The following is a 15,716-nucleotide window of genomic DNA, read 5'->3' as shown; positions in this document are numbered from 1 at the left end:
AGACTTTTTATGGTTGTATTTTTAGTATTCGTCTTCGTTCCAAAGATAATCTTCTTCAGTCGGATAATCTGGCCAAATTTCAATTATAGAATCGTATGCCTCACCTTCATCTTCAATATCCTGTAAATTTTCTACCACTTCTAAGGGTGCCCCAGTACGAATAGCGTAATCGATTAATTCGTCTTTAGTTGCAGGCCAAGGTGCATCTGCTAAATATGATGCTAGTTCAAGTGTCCAATACATTTCTTTATCTGTTTATTAAGATTTTCGCAAAAATAATTTTTTTTTGTAAAAAGTCAAGTTTTTTTTAAAAAATGTTAAATCAATAAAAAAAGAACTTAGTTATAATTTTTCCGGAATCCATTTAACTTCTTCCGCTTTTAAATCTTGGGTCAACTTTCGTGCCAGTACAAAAAGATAGTCAGAAAGTCTGTTTAAATACATTAAAATACTGTCATTAATGGTTTCTTCTTCGTTTAAAGCCACCGATAAACGTTCGGCTCTACGACATACACATCGTGCTATGTGACAAAATGACACAGTTTGATGTCCTCCAGGTAAAATAAAATGAGTCATTTGAGGTAATGTTTTATTCATTAAATCAATTTCATTTTCTAAAAACTGGATAGAATCATCAGAGATTTTATAAATATTTAATCGTTCTTTTCCACTTTTTAAAGTTTCTTTTTCTGGAGGTGTAGCTAACATAGCTCCCAAAGTAAATAAATCACTTTGGATTTTGGAAAGTGTACTTTTTGTTAACGTATCAATATCTTGATCTCTAATTAAACCAATATAAGAATTAAGTTCGTCTACAGTACCATAACTTTCTATTCTTAAATGATGTTTAGGAACTCGAGTTCCTCCAAAAAGAGAAGTAGAACCTTTGTCTCCTGTTTTAGTGTATATTTTCATTAATTATTTTTTAATATTCGTGTTCGTATTTATTTAACTTCTCCATTATATATTCTGGACAACGAATTGGCTTTTTTGTTTTCATATCAATAAAAGCCAAAATAGTATTACCTGTACATATTAACTCTCCTTCTTGGTTTGTGATTTCATAGTCAAATTCTATTTTTATAGAAGGTGCTTTTTTGATAAATGTACTAATAGTTAATTCATCATCATATAAGGCTGATTTTTTAAATTTACAAGATAATGAAATTACAGGAAGCATCACACCTGTTTTTTCCATATATTTGTATGTAACGCCTAAAGAGCGTAGCCACTCGGTTCGGCCAATTTCAAAAAATTGCGCATAATTACCATGGTAAACAACGCCCATTTGATCGGTTTCTGCATATCGTACTCGAACCGAAGTTTTATGTTTTTTCAAAATGTTTTTTGTATTTTAATTATAATTAACGTTACGGAAAAAATAATTAAAAATCAATAGCAATTTGATTTTTTTATACTGAATTTTATTCACACTTTTGTTCAGCCAGACGGAGAGTCTGGAGTCCCCAATAGATCTGAATAAAAATTTAACAACTTTAAAATAGTTTTTAACTCAAATGACAAAAACTGCTGATTCAGTTTGGATGGAATGTTTATCTTTTATAAAAGATAATATTAAACCCCAAGCATACAAAACTTGGTTCGAACCTATTAAGCCTATAAAATTGGCCGGGGAAGCGCTTACGGTACAAGTGCCAAGTAAATTTTTTTATGAATGGTTAGAGGAACATTATATTAAGTTATTAAGAGTAGCTCTAGTTCGTGAATTAGGAAATGATGCTAAACTGATTTATGATGTTCGTATGGAAAATACATACAGCAGTAATAGTCCACAAACAGTTAAAATTCCAAGTTCTAATCGTAACCCATTGAAGCCTCAAAAGGTAACAATGCCTTTGGAATCTAAAAGAGAATTAAAAAACCCTTTTATAATTCCTGGATTACAAAAAGTTAAGATAGAATCTCAATTAAATCCAAACTATAATTTTGCAAATTTTGTAGAGGGTGATTCTAATAGGTTAGCTCGTTCTGCCAGTATGGCAGTTGCTAACAAGCCTGGAGGAACTTCATTTAATCCATTATTAATATATGGTGGAGTTGGATTAGGTAAAACACATTTAGGTCACGCTATTGGTGTTGAAATAAAAGATAAATACCCAGATAAAACAGTTTTATATATTTCTTCTGAGAAATTTACACAACAGTTTATCGATTCGGTAAAATCAAATACTAGAAATGATTTTATTCATTTCTATCAAATGATTGATGTATTAATTATTGATGATGTACAATTCCTTTCAGGAAAAGCAGGTACACAAGATGTGTTTTTCCATATATTCAATCATTTACATCAAAATGGTAAACAGGTAATTTTAACTTCTGATAAAGCGCCTGTTGACATGCAAGATATTGAGCAGCGATTATTATCTCGTTTTAAATGGGGGTTATCTGCTGAACTACAATCTCCAGATTTTGAAACTCGTATTTCTATACTTCAAAATAAGTTATATAGAGATGGAGTAGAAATGCCTGAAGAAATAGTTGAATATATTGCAAAGAATATTAAATCGAATGTTCGTGAATTAGAAGGTGTTATTATTTCTATGATTGCACAAGCGTCTTTTAATAGAAAAGAATTTACAATTGAGTTAGCGAAACAAATTGTAGATAAGTTTGTGAAGAATACTAAGAAAGAACTTTCTATAGATTACATTCAAAAAGTAGTATCTAAATATTTTGATATGGATGTTGCTACTTTACAGTCAAAAACACGTAAAAGACATATAGTTCAAGCACGTCAATTAGCAATGTATTTTGCAAAACGTATGACTAAGTCGTCTTTAGCTAGTATTGGAAGTCAGATAGGTAAGAGAGATCATGCTACTGTATTGCATGCTTGTAAAACAGTTGATAACTTAACTGAGACGGATAAACAGTTTAAGAAATACGTAGAAGATTTAAGAAAGAAATTAACTTTGTAATACGATTTTATGAAAAAAATACTGATGGTTTGTTTAGGGAATATTTGTCGTTCCCCTTTAGCCGAAGGTATTTTACAATCTAAATTATCGTCACAATCATTTTTTGTTGATTCTGCTGGTACTGCTGGATATCATGTAGGTGAGTTACCTGATAGAAGATCAATTGAAGTAGCAAAGAAATATGGTATTGATATTACCAATCAACAATCGAGAAAGTTTGTTAAATCAGACTTTGAAGATTTTGATTTAATCTATGCTATGGATGAGAGTAATTATAATAACATCGTTTCTATGACTGATGATTATAATGAAATTCAGAAAGTAAAAATGATTTTGAACGAGTTATATCCTAATGAAAATAGGAGTGTACCTGATCCATACTACGGAGGAGATCAAGGTTTCGAGAATGTATATAGAATGTTAGATGAAGCATGTAGTATTGTTGCATCAAAATTAGAGAAATAATGAAAGGGAAATTATACTTAATTCCTACTACATTAGGAGATACAGAACCTTTAGAGGTAATGCCATTATCGGTAAAAAAAGTAATTGAGCATCTTGATTATTTTATTGTTGAAAATGAAAAATCAGCAAGAAGATTTATAAAAAGAATTACGCCTACAAAAGCTCAATCTTCATTACAATTAATGTTATTAGATAAGTATTCTGATGATTTTGAAACACAAAATTATTTAGATATTTGTGATAAAGGAGTTTCTATAGGTTTGTTATCTGAAGCAGGAGTTCCTGCTGTTGCTGATCCTGGAGCTACAATTGTAAAATTAGCACATGAAAAAGGAGTGCAAGTGGTACCGTTAGTAGGACCTTCTTCTATTTTATTAGCAATGATGGGGTCTGGAATGAATGGACAAAATTTTGCTTTTAATGGATATTTGCCTATAGATAAATCAGAAAGAAAGAGAGCTATTAAAGATTTAGAGAAGCTTTCTAGGGATAAAAATCAATCTCAAATTTTTATTGAAACGCCTTATAGAAATGAAAAAATGTTAGACGATTTACGTGCTACCTTATCGCCGGATACTCGTATTTGTGTGGCTTGTGATATAACATTACCATCTGAGTATATTAAAACACATACGGCAAAACAATGGAAAAGCGTAAAGCCAGATTTACACAAACGACCTACGATATTTATAATTCATAAATAAAAAAAAGACATCTTATCAAGATGTCTTTTTTTATAACATTAATTAATTTTGGTTTATACAGTGGGCTTTTTATTTGCTGTAATGTTTGAAACATCATAACCAGCAAACTTCTTCATGTACGATTGTATAGAAGTACCAAATGCATCATTGAATTGGAACACTCCATTTGAGCGTAAATACTTTTTAACATTACCTGCACCACTTAAATGTGCTGCGGCTAAAATACCAGACTCGGTTATTTTTACTCCGTTAATAGTTTTACCAACACTTCTTCTGATGTCTTTTCTAAGAATCCATTTGTTTACTTTACAGTAAGCTATAAAAGCTTTTTCTTGTAATTCTGGATTTTTTAAAAACTGATTAGTGTTGTAAATTCTAAATCTTTTTAGAGTTTCTTTTCCGAATTGGTATTTACCTAAATAACCAAGTTTATTAATAACTCGGTACCTTCCTTGAGATTCTTTAAAAGCTAATGCTTCTTTAAAACCAACAAAATCTTTTAATAAAAAAGGTATGTTAACTCCAGTAGTACGATATTCGACTATTGGTGTAGTATTGGTAGTAATCTCTTTTTCTTTTTTTTCCCCTGGTGTTGTAAAACTAGCAAATAATACAAAACCTATAAAAACAAATATTAAATATCTGATAATTAGTTACTTTCTGTTTAGCGCTGCAAATATACAACTATTTTTTGTAACTATTTATAACTCAGTATGTTAGGTGTTTTTGTGAATTGTCAAAATAAAAATAAAATCATTTTTTTTCTGAGAATTGAATAAAGAAAAACCTCTTTTTTTGATTTATTATCAGGAATTAAGATTTTTTTATGAAAATAAATTTTTGTTAAATTTAACGTCTTATACCTCTTTGACTAATCCATTTTTGATACTTAGCTGCGTTTCTGTTATGTTGCGCTAATGACTTTGCAAAATCGTGAAAACCAATTTTTTCTGTACTTGCACACATGTAATAATAATTGTGTTTTTTATAGTTTAAAACAGCGTCTATAGAAGAAACATCAGGCATTGCAATTAAAGACGGTGGAAGCCCTGTATGCATATAAGTATTGTAGGGAGATTTTATTTCTTTGTCTTTATTCAATACACGTTTTACAACAAAATCCTGACCTTTTAATTGTTTTATAGCGTATATAAGAGTTGGGTCGGCTTGTAATGGCCAATTATCTTTTAATCGATTTAGATATAATCCAGCTACAATAGGGCGCTCACTTTTTTGAGCTGTTTCTTTTTGTACAATTGAAGCAAGTGCTATAACTTCACTTTTAGTTAAGTTTAGTTTTTTAGCTTTATCTAATCTTGATTGATTCCAAAAACGTTTGTATTCACGCAACATTTTATCACGAAACTTATTTGCAGAAGTATTCCAGTAAAATTGATAGCTATTTGGAATGTAGATTTCTAAAGCGGTTTGTTTGTTGAATCCGTTTTTAGCTAAGAACGTTTCATCTATCATAGCTTGTAATAAAGAAATAGAATCGGTTTCAATTTGTTGCGCAATTCTTCCTGCTAATTTTTCTAAGGTATCTTGATTATTGAAAGAGACTTTTACAGGAGTTTGATTACCGCTTCTTAATAAGTTTACAACATCATTCATGCTCATTCCTTTTTTAAGAATGTATTTACCACCTTTAGGTTTGGTAAACTTTTTCTTTTCGGCCACCCAAATAAAATTTTCAGGTTTATTAATGTATTCGGTCAAAAGTTTTTTCACATCTATTAGATGATAGTTGGAACCAATATAAATGGCTCCATCTTTTTTTACTGCGTTTCCAAATATTTTTTGGTAAAAGTTAAAACCAATAATTCCACCAACTACAAATAAGATGGCGATTACTCCGTATATTATTTTTTTATTCATTGATTAATTGAAATAAAATTTCGTCTTTATAAATTCCTTTGTTTAAAATCCAGTCTTTTTTGATACCAATTTTCTGAAAGTTATGTTTCGAAAAAAGAGCTATACTGTTAGTATTATCAAAAGTAATATTAGCATACAATTGATGTAGTTGCAAATGTGTAAAACTATAATTAATTAAAAGTTGAAGAGCTTCTGAAGCAAATCCGTTTTTTTGAAAGTCAGGGTGAATTAAGATACCTATTCCTGCTCTTTTGTGTAAAGGATTAAAATCAAAAAGATCAATCATTCCCATAGTTTTTAGTGAGGCTTGATCTTCAATAACTAAACGTAGTTGTTTTGCTTCAAAAATATCTAAATGAGCATTTTCTAAATATTGTTTTAAAAGGTATTTAGAAAAGGGTGCTTGTGTATGACTCACTTCCCAAAAAGCTTCATTGTTTTCAATTTGAAACAAAAACTCTAAATCTTCAGGCTCAAGAGCTCTTAAGTTTATATGTGTACCTTTTAAAGTATTCATTATAATTCTATTTCACCTTTGAATACACAAACAGCTGGTCCTTCTAAAAATATATTAGAATAATTACCATTGTTTTCTTCAAAATGAACTTTTAATAAACCACCTTCAACAGGAAGGTTAATTGAGGTTTCAGTTGTTTTTTTAGTGGCATGCATAGCAATAGCAACAGCAGTAACGCCAGTGCCACAAGCTAAGGTTTCGTCTTCAACACCTTTTTCATAGGTTCTAACTCTAAAAGTATCGGTGGTAAGTTGTTCAACAAAATTAACATTACTGCCCGTTTCACCATATATGTTATAACGAATGTCTTTCCCTTTTTCAAAAACAGGAAAGTTATCTAAGTTGTCTACCATTTCTACATGATGTTGAGTACCAGTGTTCGCAAATGTATAGGTGTCTTTTACGATTATTTCATTAACATCTATCATATGAAGAGAAACTAATCCATTGTTTATTTCAGCATAATGCTTACCATCAAAAGCAGTAAAGGTTGTTTTAGAATCAATAATGTTTAACTGTTTAGCAAAAGCAACGGCACATCTTCCACCATTACCACACATTGTTTCACTACCATCGGCATTAAAATAAATCATTCTAAAATCTGTAGCAGTATCATTTTCTAAAAGAATCACACCATCTGCACCAATTCCAAAATGTCTGTCACATAATTTAGTAATAATGTCAACGTTATTTTTTGGAAAGGTTTTTGTTCTATTATCGACTATAATAAAGTCATTTCCTGTTCCTTGATATTTGTAAAATGTCATCTTCATACGAGGCAAAGATACATATTTTCTTTGTTGAGCAGCAGTGTTAAATAGCGGTTAAAATCAGTTAAAAAGAAGTTAAACAGATTTGACGAAAATGTTAAAATAGTATATTTGAGATATTAAATTTTGTAAGAATATGAAAAAAGTATTTAGAACCTTAGGGATAGCGTTTTTTGGTGGAGTTGTTGCACTTGCAGGATATAAAATAGCCATTGAGAAACCTCAAGTAATAGTAGAAAAAACTGTAGAACCAACTTTACAAACAGTAAAGGCGAGTTATACACCAACCGTAATTAATTCATCGTCTAAACCAACTGATTTTACAGAAGCGGCTGAAAAAACGGTAAATGCGGTAGTACACGTAAAAAATACAGCAATTAGAACGCAGCAAAATCCATGGGCAGAATTGTTTTATGGAAGTGGAAGCGGAACTAAAAAATATCAACAAGTAGGAACAGGAAGTGGAGTAATAATTTCTCCTGATGGATATATTGTAACAAACAATCATGTAATTGAGGGAGCTAGTGAAATTGAAATAACATTAAATAACCGTAAGAAATTAAAGGCTGAATTAGTAGGTGCAGATAAGGATAATGATATTGCTTTATTAAAAGTAGAAACAGATGAGGATTTACCTAATTTACCATTTGGAAATTCAGATAATGCAAAAATAGGGGAATGGGTATTAGCGGTTGGAAACCCATATAATTTAACATCAACAGTAACAGCTGGAATTGTAAGTGCAAAAGGAAGAGATTTAAAAGGTAATGGAAATATAGAAGCTTTTATACAAACTGATGCTGCAGTAAATCCAGGAAATAGTGGAGGAGCCTTAGTAAATACAAGAGGAGAGTTAGTAGGGATTAATACTGCAATATCTTCTAAAACAGGTTCTTTTATTGGGTATTCTTTTGCAGTACCATCTAATATTGCAAAGAAAATTGTAGATGATTTATTAGAGTTTGGTTCTGTGCAACAAGCAATTATTGGAATTAATATTGATACTAGTGCTAATGATATTGAAGGAGTGAAAATTGGAGAAATTACTGAAGATAGTGAAGCATTAAAAGCAGGGTTAAGAAAAGGAGATGTTATTAAAGGAGTAAATAATGTGAAAATATCTAAGTTCTCAGATTTAAAAGGACAGTTAACAGCAAAACGACCAGGTGATTATATTAATGTTACAGTGGATAGAGATGGAGAAGAGTTAACTAAAGTTGTAAAACTAACAAAGTTGGTTAAATTACCTATAAGTAGATACTTAAGGACTGAGTTTGAGGATGTAAATTCTAAAGATAAAAAGAAGTATAGTGTTGATGGTGGAGCAAAGATTAAAAGAACAGAAAACAGAGATTTTAAAGAATATGGCATAGGGAAAGGCTATATCTTAACAAAAATTAATGGAAAAAAGATTTCTTCAGCCGCTGAAGCAGTTAGAATATTAGATAGTAATACTAATAGAAGATTCCTTATCGAAATGATTAGTCCTTCAGGAGAAATAGAAAGATTTAGGTATTAAGCTTTATATGTTATTAAAATAAACAAAATCTCGTTAAATAATTTTAACGAGATTTTTTATTTATAAACGTTTACGAAATCGTTTGAAATAAGTATTTTTGCAGCAAAATTTAAAAATTTTAGTTAACACACAACTATGTCAACAATAACAAATTACGAAAAAGAAGTAGTAAGTCAAGCGCAAGTTCGAAGAGCTACGGTTGAGTTTATTAACATCGTTAACGATTTATGGTACGATAAGTCTATCGAATTAGTTTTATTTAGAAATCCATTAGTAGATAAAAGAGCTAGTGAAGTTTTAAATTTAATTGATTACGCAAAAGAATTCGTAGCTAAGCCAATTTCTATTAGCGATGCTTTAGAAATAGCAAAGGCAATTCAGTCAATCGATTTACCACCATCAAAATTAGATATTGGTAAATTAGCTTACGAGTATCATTTACAAGATGATGAGAGTGCTGACAAAGTTTCATTTGTACAAAATCAATTAAGTGATGCTACTGGAGCAGAAAGTATTCAGCCAAAAGATGTAGTATTATATGGTTTTGGACGTATTGGACGTTTATTAGCTCGTGAGTTAATGACTAAAATGGGTAAAGGTTCTCAGTTAAGATTAAGAGCTGTAGTTACTCGTGGTGAAATTAACGAAGCGGTATTAGAAAAAAGAGCTTCTTTATTAAGTATTGATTCTGTTCACGGAGATTTCTTAGGAACTGTTCAAGTTGATGCTGATAATAACGCATTAGTTATTAACGGAACTACTGTGTATATGATTTCTGCTGCTAAACCAGAAGATATCGACTATACAGCTTATGGAATTAACGATGCTTTAATTATTGATAATACAGGTGCTTTTAGAGACGATAAAGCTTTAGCAAGACACTTAGTGCCTAATGGAGCAAGTAAAGTATTGTTAACGGCACCAGGGAAAGGAATTCCTAACATCGTACATGGTGTAAACCATAAAGAAAACAATCCTGATAATGTAGATATTTTCTCAGCAGCATCTTGTACAACAAATGCAATTACACCAATCTTAAAAGTTTTAGAAGATAATTTCGGAATTAAGAAAGGGCATTTAGAAACAATACATGCATATACTAACGATCAGAACTTAGTGGATAACATGCATAAAAAATACCGTAGAGGTAGAGCAGCTGCTTTAAATATGGTAATTACAGAAACAGGAGCAGGGAAAGCAGTAGCAAAAGCTTTACCAGCACTAGAAGGAAAATTAACTTCAAGTGCTATTCGTGTACCAGTGCCAAACGGATCTTTAGCAATTTTAAATTTACAGTTAAATTCTAACACAACTGTTGAAGCAGTTAATGCTATTATGAAACAGTATGCATTAGAAGGAGATTTAGTAGAGCAAATTCAATATTCATTAAGTAATGAATTAGTGTCTTCTGATATTGTAGGGACAACTGCACCATCAATTTTTGATAGTAAAGCTACAATTGCAGACGGAGATACAATTGTAATATATATATGGTATGATAATGAATATGGGTATTCTCATCAAGTAATGCGTTTAGCTAAACACATAGCTAAAGTTCGTCGTTATACATATTATTAGAATATTAAGAAATTAATAATAAAAGCCGAAACATTTGTTTGTTTCGGCTTTTTTTTTATTTTTGGGTAGATTAATCCCCTAAAACCCCCTAAAAATGAAAAAAGTAATCACAATATTTGTGTTGATACTTAGCTTCGCTTCTGTTTCTTATTCTCAAGAAGCCAACTCTCAAGAAATTAACGAAAAAGAATTTTTAACTTCAGGTAAATGGTTTGTAGAAACTGTTCAAATAGGTAATGAAGTTCAAAAATTTTCTCAAAAAGACAGTTGGATGGTTTTTCATGCCGATGGAAATTATCAAGTGGTTATGAGTAGCCATGAAAAGAATGGTCATTGGAAATTGAATAAAGAGCATAAAGTAATTTTAGAAGAAGAAAGCCAAGAGACAGATTTAAAAATTGAAGTTTTAAGCGAAACAGAACTTTTATTTTCTGCAACCGATGGTGATGTTGCTTATTCAATGAAGTTGAGTAAGTAGTATTAATCTTAAAAGTATTTAAAAAGCCGAAGTTTAGACTTCGGCTTTTTTGTTTATAAGATGTTTTTATGGAGTTAAAATCTAAAAATCTTTTCCTTAATTTAGCAATTAAACTACGTATATGAGAACACTAATAACAACACTATTATTTTTATTAATTACAAAAACTATGAATTCACAAGAACTACCTTATTATGAGATTCCTCAAGCACCTAAAGAATACACAGAAGGAACTGTAGCAAGTAGAATGATAGATGGATTAGGGTTTCGTTATTATTGGGCTACTGAAGGATTAAAAGAAAAAGATTTACAATACAAGCCAAGTAAAGAGGCTAGAAATATGTTTGATACCCTTGATCATATTTTAGTGTTGTCAATAATGACTTTAAGCGCTGTTGAAGAAACAGAAATGAAGTTTCCAAAAGAAGGTTCGTTAACGTTTGCTGAGATGCGTAAACTAACATTAGAAAACTTTAAAAAGTCAAGCGATATTTTAAGAACCTCTAATGATCTTTCAAAATACGTAATGAAAATAAATAGAGGAAATGGAAAAGTACAAGAATATCCATTCTGGAATCAATTAAACGGACCAATAGCAGATGCAATCTGGCACGTAGGACAAGTAGTTTCTTTCAGACGTACAGCTGGTAATCCATTACCAAAAGGACCTAGTTTTTTAACAGGGACAGTTAGGAAATAAATGAAAGTAGTTTCTTTCTTTGTATTAGTTTTTTTATTTTATTCTTGTGAGCAGAGTGAAAATAGAACTGATAAAGTTTTATCAAGTATTAATAAGCAAGAGATAAGTGAAATAAAAGAAAAAAGAGTTCTGTATTTTTTTACGTCGTTTGATAAAATAAGAATAGAGAACTATAGTTTATCAATAAAAAGCAAAGAAAAATATACTGTTTATTTCTATGAAAATCTTGATGATAGAAAAAAGAATATCATTCTTAGGTTTAATAATAAAGAAAAAACTTTAAATTTTGGTTCGCAATTTTTTACAAAAAAAGAAGGAGAGCTTTTAGTTAAGGAGACTAAAAATAAGTTTAATTTTTATTGGCAAGGAATTAATGCTAGCCACCAAACTCAACCAATTTTATTTAATGAAGAGTATGGAGTTTTAGGTATTTATAATTCTTATGGGCCAGATTTAGTGTTTTTAAAAGAAAAGACTAAAAAATCGGATTTACTAAAAGGTGTTTTAATCTCAATGGAGAACTTTAATCCAAATTAATGACAACTGAACAAAAAATACAACAATTAAGAGAGGAATTAAGAGAACATAATCATAATTATTATGTGTTGGATAATGCAACAATATCTGATTATGAGTTTGATATAAAATTAAAAGAACTTGAAAAGCTAGAGGAAGAAAATCCACAGTTTTTTGATGCGAATTCACCAACACAACGAGTTGGGGGAGGAATTACTAAAAACTTTGAAACGGTTACTCATAAAAACAGAATGTATTCTTTAGATAATTCTTATTCAAAAGAAGATTTGTTAGACTGGGAAAAACGAATTCAAAAGATTTTAGGAACAGAAGATATTGAGTATACCTGTGAATTAAAATATGATGGAGCTTCTATAAATTTAACTTTTGAAAAAGGAGAGTTTGTAAAGGCAGTAACTCGTGGAGATGGTTTTCAAGGAGATAATGTAACTACTAATATTCGTACCATAAAATCAATTCCACTGAAACCAAAAGGTGATTTTGTTTCTGATTTTGAAATGAGAGGAGAAATTATTTTACCACTCGATGGGTTTAATAAAATGAATGAAGAGCGTTTAGCAAAAGGAGAAGAAGCTTATAGGAATCCTAGAAATACAGCAAGTGGAAGTTTGAAATTGCAAGATAGCGCTGAAGTAGCAAAACGCCCGTTAGATTGTTTATTATACCAAGTAGTTACCGATGAGCGTAAATATAAAACACATTTTGAAAGTTTAGAAAATGCAAGGAAAGTGGGATTTAAAGTTCCAAAAACAATTGCATTGGCAAAATCGATAGATGAAGTTTTTGAGTTTGTCAATCATTGGGATGAAAAGCGGCATGATTTACCTTATGAAACAGATGGAGTTGTAATCAAAGTAAATAATTTACAGCAGCAAGAAGAATTAGGATATACAGCAAAGGCTCCACGTTGGGCAATAGCATATAAGTTTAAAGCAGAACAAGTTTCTACAGTTTTAAATGAAATTACTTATCAAGTAGGAAGAACGGGAGCTGTTACTCCAGTAGCAAATTTAGAGCCAGTAGAATTAGCGGGAACAATTGTTAAAAGAGCTTCATTGCATAATGCTGATCAGATAGAGAAATTAGATATTCGAATAAATGATACCGTTTTTGTAGAAAAAGGAGGGGAAATTATTCCTAAAATTATTAAGGTAGATTTATCAAAAAGACCAGAAGATTCAGAACCTACCAAATACGCTACAAATTGCCCTGAATGTGATACTGAGTTGATAAGAACAGAAGGTGATGCCAAACATTATTGTCCAAATGAGTTTGGTTGTGCACCACAAATAACAGGAAGAATTCAGCATTATATCAGTAGAAAAGCTATGGATATTGATGGTTTAGGAGGAGAAACTGTTGATTTATTACGTAAAGAAGGTTTGATTCAGAATTATGCCGATTTATATGATTTAAAAGTTGAGCAAGTAATTCCTTTAGAGAGAATGGCTGAAAAGTCAGCTCAAAATATGGTAGATGGAATAGAGAAGTCGAAAGAGATTCCATTTGAAAAAGTATTATTTGCACTAGGAATTCGATTTGTAGGAGAAACAGTAGCAAAAAAATTAGCAAAACATTTTAAGTCTATAGATAATTTAATGGCTGCCGATTTTGAAACGTTAGTTGCTGTTGATGAAATAGGAGATAGAATAGCTCAAAGTATTATTGATTTTTCTAACGATTTAGGAAATATTCAGTTGATAGATCGACTAAAAGCTTATGGAGTGCAATTGGAAGTTTCAGCAGAAAGTTTAGAAAATCAAACCGATAAATTACAAGGAAAAGTGTTTGTAGTTTCAGGAGTTTTTCATCAGATGAGCCGAAATGAATTGAAAAAAGCAATTGAAGACAACGGAGGTAAGGTAAGTTCATCAATTTCTAAAAAAACAACATACATAGTAGCAGGAGATAATATGGGGCCTAGCAAGCTAACAAAAGCAGAAAACTTAGGAATTCCGATTATTTCAGAACAAGATTTTATTGATATGATTGATTAAAAAATGAATAACAAGAGTAAAAGAAAAGCAATAATACTTATAGCCTGTAGTATATTAACTTTTATAGTAGGAGGATTGATTAGAGGCTTAGCGTTTGATATAGAAAATATAGAAAAATGGAAGAAAGTAAGTTCTATTGGGTCAGTTATTCAAATGATTGGAGTTCTTTTATTTTTTATAGGTTTATTTCTGATATCTAAAAGTTTAAATAATAAAAAACGTTTAAATAATTAACATGACCAAACAAACCAAAATCGCTATTACATCAATATTATTTTTGTTAGTAGCCATAGCAGATGTATATGCAGTGATAACAGAAACTAAAAGTTTAGAAATAATTTTTAAACCATTATTAATGACAACACTAGCAATAGTGTACTTGGTTTCAGTAAAAAAGCCTAATTTTTGGCTGATTTCCGCGTTGTTTTTTTCATTTTGGGGAGATGTGTTTTTGTTAGATGAAGCAAATTATTTTGTGTTTGGGCTAGGGTCATTTTTAATAGCACATATAATGTATATCAAAATGACATCGCAGCTTTTAAAAAAGCCATCTATAAATAAGATACTAAAAGCAGCAATTATTTTTATTGCATTATTTGGAGGAGTATTATTCTTAATTATTGATAACTTAGGAGAGATGTTGTTGCCAGTAATAGTGTATGGTGTGGCAATTTCAGCTTTTGGAACAAGTGCTTTATTAAATTATCAACAAGAAAAATCAACAGAAAACACCTGGTTATTATTAGGAGCAATTTTATTTATTGCCTCTGATAGTTTAATCGCTTTAAATAATTTCTATACACCTAAAAAATTATTCGTAATAGCTATTATAGTATTATATGTGGTATCTCAATACTTAATAGTAAAAGCTATGATAGCTAAAAAACAGTAATTTTAAAATGGAAAAGCCAAGACTTTCTCGGTTAACACAATTAGTAACTATGTTACAATCTAAACGATTGATAACAGCAAGAGAGTTGGCAGAAAAGTTCAATGTAAGTATCCGAACTATTTATAGAGATATTAGAACTTTAGAAAATTCAGGAGTGCCTATTGTTACTGAGGAAGGAAAAGGATATTTTTTACAGGAAGGGTATCAGTTACCGCCAGTAATGTTTTCGGAAGAAGAAGCAAATGCTTTAATTACAGCTGAACAATTAATTATAAAAAACAAGGATACCTCATTTGTAGAAAACTATTCAAATGCAATTACTAAAATAAAAGCTGTTTTAAAATATTCACAAAAAGATAAAGCAGATTTACTTTCAAAAAGAATTGTATTTCGATTCAATCAAGAAAAAGAGCAATCGAGTAATTATTTGATGCAGTTACAAACAGCAATTACAAATTTTCAGTTGTTAGAAATAGAATATCATTCACTTCAAAATAAAACAACCAAAAGGTTTGTTGAACCATTTGCCATGTATAGTACCAATTTAAATTGGTTGTTAATAGCTTTTTGTAGGTTGCGTAATGAATTTAGAGCATTTCGAATAGATTGTATACAAAAAGTTGTTGTAACTGGAGAACACTTTGAGTCTCATAATATGACTTTGGAAGATTATTTTAAGATGTATATTCAAAAATATTCTGATACCCCTGACAAACCCTTGTCATAAGCTGCTTTTATT

The 15,716-nt window shown here is 30.4% G+C and carries 19 protein-coding genes; 13 read left to right on the top strand and 6 right to left on the bottom strand.

Annotated elements, in window-relative coordinates; genetic code table 11:
- Nucleotides 1-21: 21 nt before the first annotated feature.
- The 3 genes from F7018_RS05085 to F7018_RS05075 all read right to left on the bottom strand — a co-directional run bounded on the left by F7018_RS05085 (nucleotide 22) and on the right by F7018_RS05075 (nucleotide 1,339).
- The gene (locus F7018_RS05085) at nucleotides 22-243 is read right to left on the bottom strand and encodes a DUF2795 domain-containing protein (RefSeq protein ID WP_047789198.1); all 222 of its coding nucleotides are present in this window, start codon (nucleotides 241-243) and stop codon (nucleotides 22-24) included.
- 99 nt (nucleotides 244-342) lie between these two features.
- On the bottom strand, nucleotides 343-915 hold the full coding sequence (locus tag F7018_RS05080) for a cob(I)yrinic acid a,c-diamide adenosyltransferase (RefSeq protein ID WP_150898932.1): 573 nt from the start codon (nucleotides 913-915) through the stop codon (nucleotides 343-345).
- A gap of 10 nt (nucleotides 916-925) precedes the next feature.
- Nucleotides 926-1,339 carry an acyl-CoA thioesterase gene (locus F7018_RS05075; RefSeq protein ID WP_150898931.1) on the bottom strand — a complete coding sequence of 138 codons (414 nt, stop codon included), beginning with the start codon at nucleotides 1,337-1,339 and terminating at the stop codon, nucleotides 926-928.
- 178 nt (nucleotides 1,340-1,517) lie between these two features.
- Between F7018_RS05075 and dnaA the strand changes: the two genes are divergently transcribed.
- The 4 genes from dnaA (at nucleotide 1,518) to F7018_RS18815 (ending at nucleotide 4,426) form a co-directional block, all read left to right on the top strand.
- Complete coding sequence (gene dnaA, locus F7018_RS05070) at nucleotides 1,518-2,942, top strand: chromosomal replication initiator protein DnaA (RefSeq protein ID WP_150898930.1); 1,425 nt, start codon at nucleotides 1,518-1,520, stop codon at nucleotides 2,940-2,942.
- Between the two features lie 9 nt (nucleotides 2,943-2,951).
- The gene (locus tag F7018_RS05065) at nucleotides 2,952-3,407 is read left to right on the top strand and encodes a low molecular weight protein-tyrosine-phosphatase (protein WP_150898929.1); all 456 of its coding nucleotides are present in this window, start codon (nucleotides 2,952-2,954) and stop codon (nucleotides 3,405-3,407) included.
- Entirely contained in the window at nucleotides 3,407-4,111 is a 705-nt protein-coding gene (locus F7018_RS05060; protein ID WP_150898928.1) for an SAM-dependent methyltransferase, read from the top strand. Before F7018_RS05065 ends, F7018_RS05060 begins: the two co-directional genes overlap by 1 nt.
- 114 nt (nucleotides 4,112-4,225) lie before the next feature.
- Nucleotides 4,226-4,426 carry a hypothetical protein gene (locus tag F7018_RS18815; RefSeq protein WP_175578647.1) on the top strand — a complete coding sequence of 67 codons (201 nt, stop codon included), beginning with the start codon at nucleotides 4,226-4,228 and terminating at the stop codon, nucleotides 4,424-4,426.
- Between the two features lie 534 nt (nucleotides 4,427-4,960).
- Here F7018_RS18815 and mltG read toward each other — a convergent pair.
- The 3 genes from mltG to dapF are packed head-to-tail and all read right to left on the bottom strand — an operon-like array spanning nucleotide 4,961 to nucleotide 7,279.
- Nucleotides 4,961-5,989: an endolytic transglycosylase MltG gene (gene mltG / locus F7018_RS05050; protein ID WP_150898927.1), complete on the bottom strand. Its 1,029-nt coding sequence runs from the start codon at nucleotides 5,987-5,989 to the stop codon at nucleotides 4,961-4,963.
- Entirely contained in the window at nucleotides 5,982-6,506 is a 525-nt protein-coding gene (locus F7018_RS05045; protein WP_150898926.1) for a GNAT family N-acetyltransferase, read from the bottom strand. The genes mltG and F7018_RS05045 overlap by 8 nt, the downstream gene beginning before the upstream one ends.
- Nucleotides 6,506-7,279, bottom strand: coding sequence for a diaminopimelate epimerase (gene dapF / locus F7018_RS05040; RefSeq protein WP_150898925.1), 774 nt, complete (start codon nucleotides 7,277-7,279; stop codon nucleotides 6,506-6,508). Before dapF ends, F7018_RS05045 begins: the two co-directional genes overlap by 1 nt.
- Nucleotides 7,280-7,412: 133 nt before the next feature.
- Here dapF and F7018_RS05035 point away from each other — a divergent pair, with 133 nt between their 5' ends.
- The 9 genes from F7018_RS05035 to F7018_RS04995 all read left to right on the top strand — a co-directional run bounded on the left by F7018_RS05035 (nucleotide 7,413) and on the right by F7018_RS04995 (nucleotide 15,704).
- Nucleotides 7,413-8,795 carry a trypsin-like peptidase domain-containing protein gene (locus F7018_RS05035; RefSeq protein ID WP_150898924.1) on the top strand — a complete coding sequence of 461 codons (1,383 nt, stop codon included), beginning with the start codon at nucleotides 7,413-7,415 and terminating at the stop codon, nucleotides 8,793-8,795.
- A 135-nt stretch (nucleotides 8,796-8,930) separates the two neighbouring features.
- Nucleotides 8,931-10,373 carry a glyceraldehyde-3-phosphate dehydrogenase gene (locus tag F7018_RS05030; RefSeq protein WP_150898923.1) on the top strand — a complete coding sequence of 481 codons (1,443 nt, stop codon included), beginning with the start codon at nucleotides 8,931-8,933 and terminating at the stop codon, nucleotides 10,371-10,373.
- A 94-nt stretch (nucleotides 10,374-10,467) separates the two neighbouring features.
- Entirely contained in the window at nucleotides 10,468-10,851 is a 384-nt protein-coding gene (locus F7018_RS05025) for a hypothetical protein (RefSeq protein WP_150898922.1), read from the top strand.
- Between the two features lie 121 nt (nucleotides 10,852-10,972).
- The gene (locus F7018_RS05020) at nucleotides 10,973-11,551 is read left to right on the top strand and encodes a hypothetical protein (RefSeq protein ID WP_150898921.1); all 579 of its coding nucleotides are present in this window, start codon (nucleotides 10,973-10,975) and stop codon (nucleotides 11,549-11,551) included.
- Nucleotides 11,552-12,088 (top strand): hypothetical protein, encoded by a 537-nt coding sequence (locus F7018_RS05015; RefSeq protein WP_150898920.1) that lies wholly within the window; start codon nucleotides 11,552-11,554, stop codon nucleotides 12,086-12,088.
- Complete coding sequence (ligA, locus tag F7018_RS05010) at nucleotides 12,088-14,085, top strand: NAD-dependent DNA ligase LigA (protein ID WP_150898919.1); 1,998 nt, start codon at nucleotides 12,088-12,090, stop codon at nucleotides 14,083-14,085. Before F7018_RS05015 ends, ligA begins: the two co-directional genes overlap by 1 nt.
- Nucleotides 14,086-14,088: 3 nt before the next feature.
- The gene (locus tag F7018_RS05005; RefSeq protein WP_150898918.1) at nucleotides 14,089-14,319 is read left to right on the top strand and encodes a hypothetical protein; all 231 of its coding nucleotides are present in this window, start codon (nucleotides 14,089-14,091) and stop codon (nucleotides 14,317-14,319) included.
- A 1-nt stretch (nucleotide 14,320) separates the two neighbouring features.
- Nucleotides 14,321-14,977 (top strand): lysoplasmalogenase, encoded by a 657-nt coding sequence (locus F7018_RS05000; protein WP_150898917.1) that lies wholly within the window; start codon nucleotides 14,321-14,323, stop codon nucleotides 14,975-14,977.
- A gap of 7 nt (nucleotides 14,978-14,984) precedes the next feature.
- Nucleotides 14,985-15,704, top strand: a complete 720-nt coding sequence (locus F7018_RS04995; RefSeq protein ID WP_150898916.1) for a helix-turn-helix transcriptional regulator — start codon at nucleotides 14,985-14,987, stop codon at nucleotides 15,702-15,704.
- Nucleotides 15,705-15,716: the final 12 nt, after the last annotated feature.

Origin of the sequence: Tenacibaculum aiptasiae (genome assembly GCF_008806755.1) — a bacterium.
Taxonomy (GTDB): Bacteria; Bacteroidota; Bacteroidia; order Flavobacteriales; family Flavobacteriaceae; genus Polaribacter; species Polaribacter aiptasiae.
This window is presented reverse-complemented; position numbering and strand designations above follow the sequence as displayed.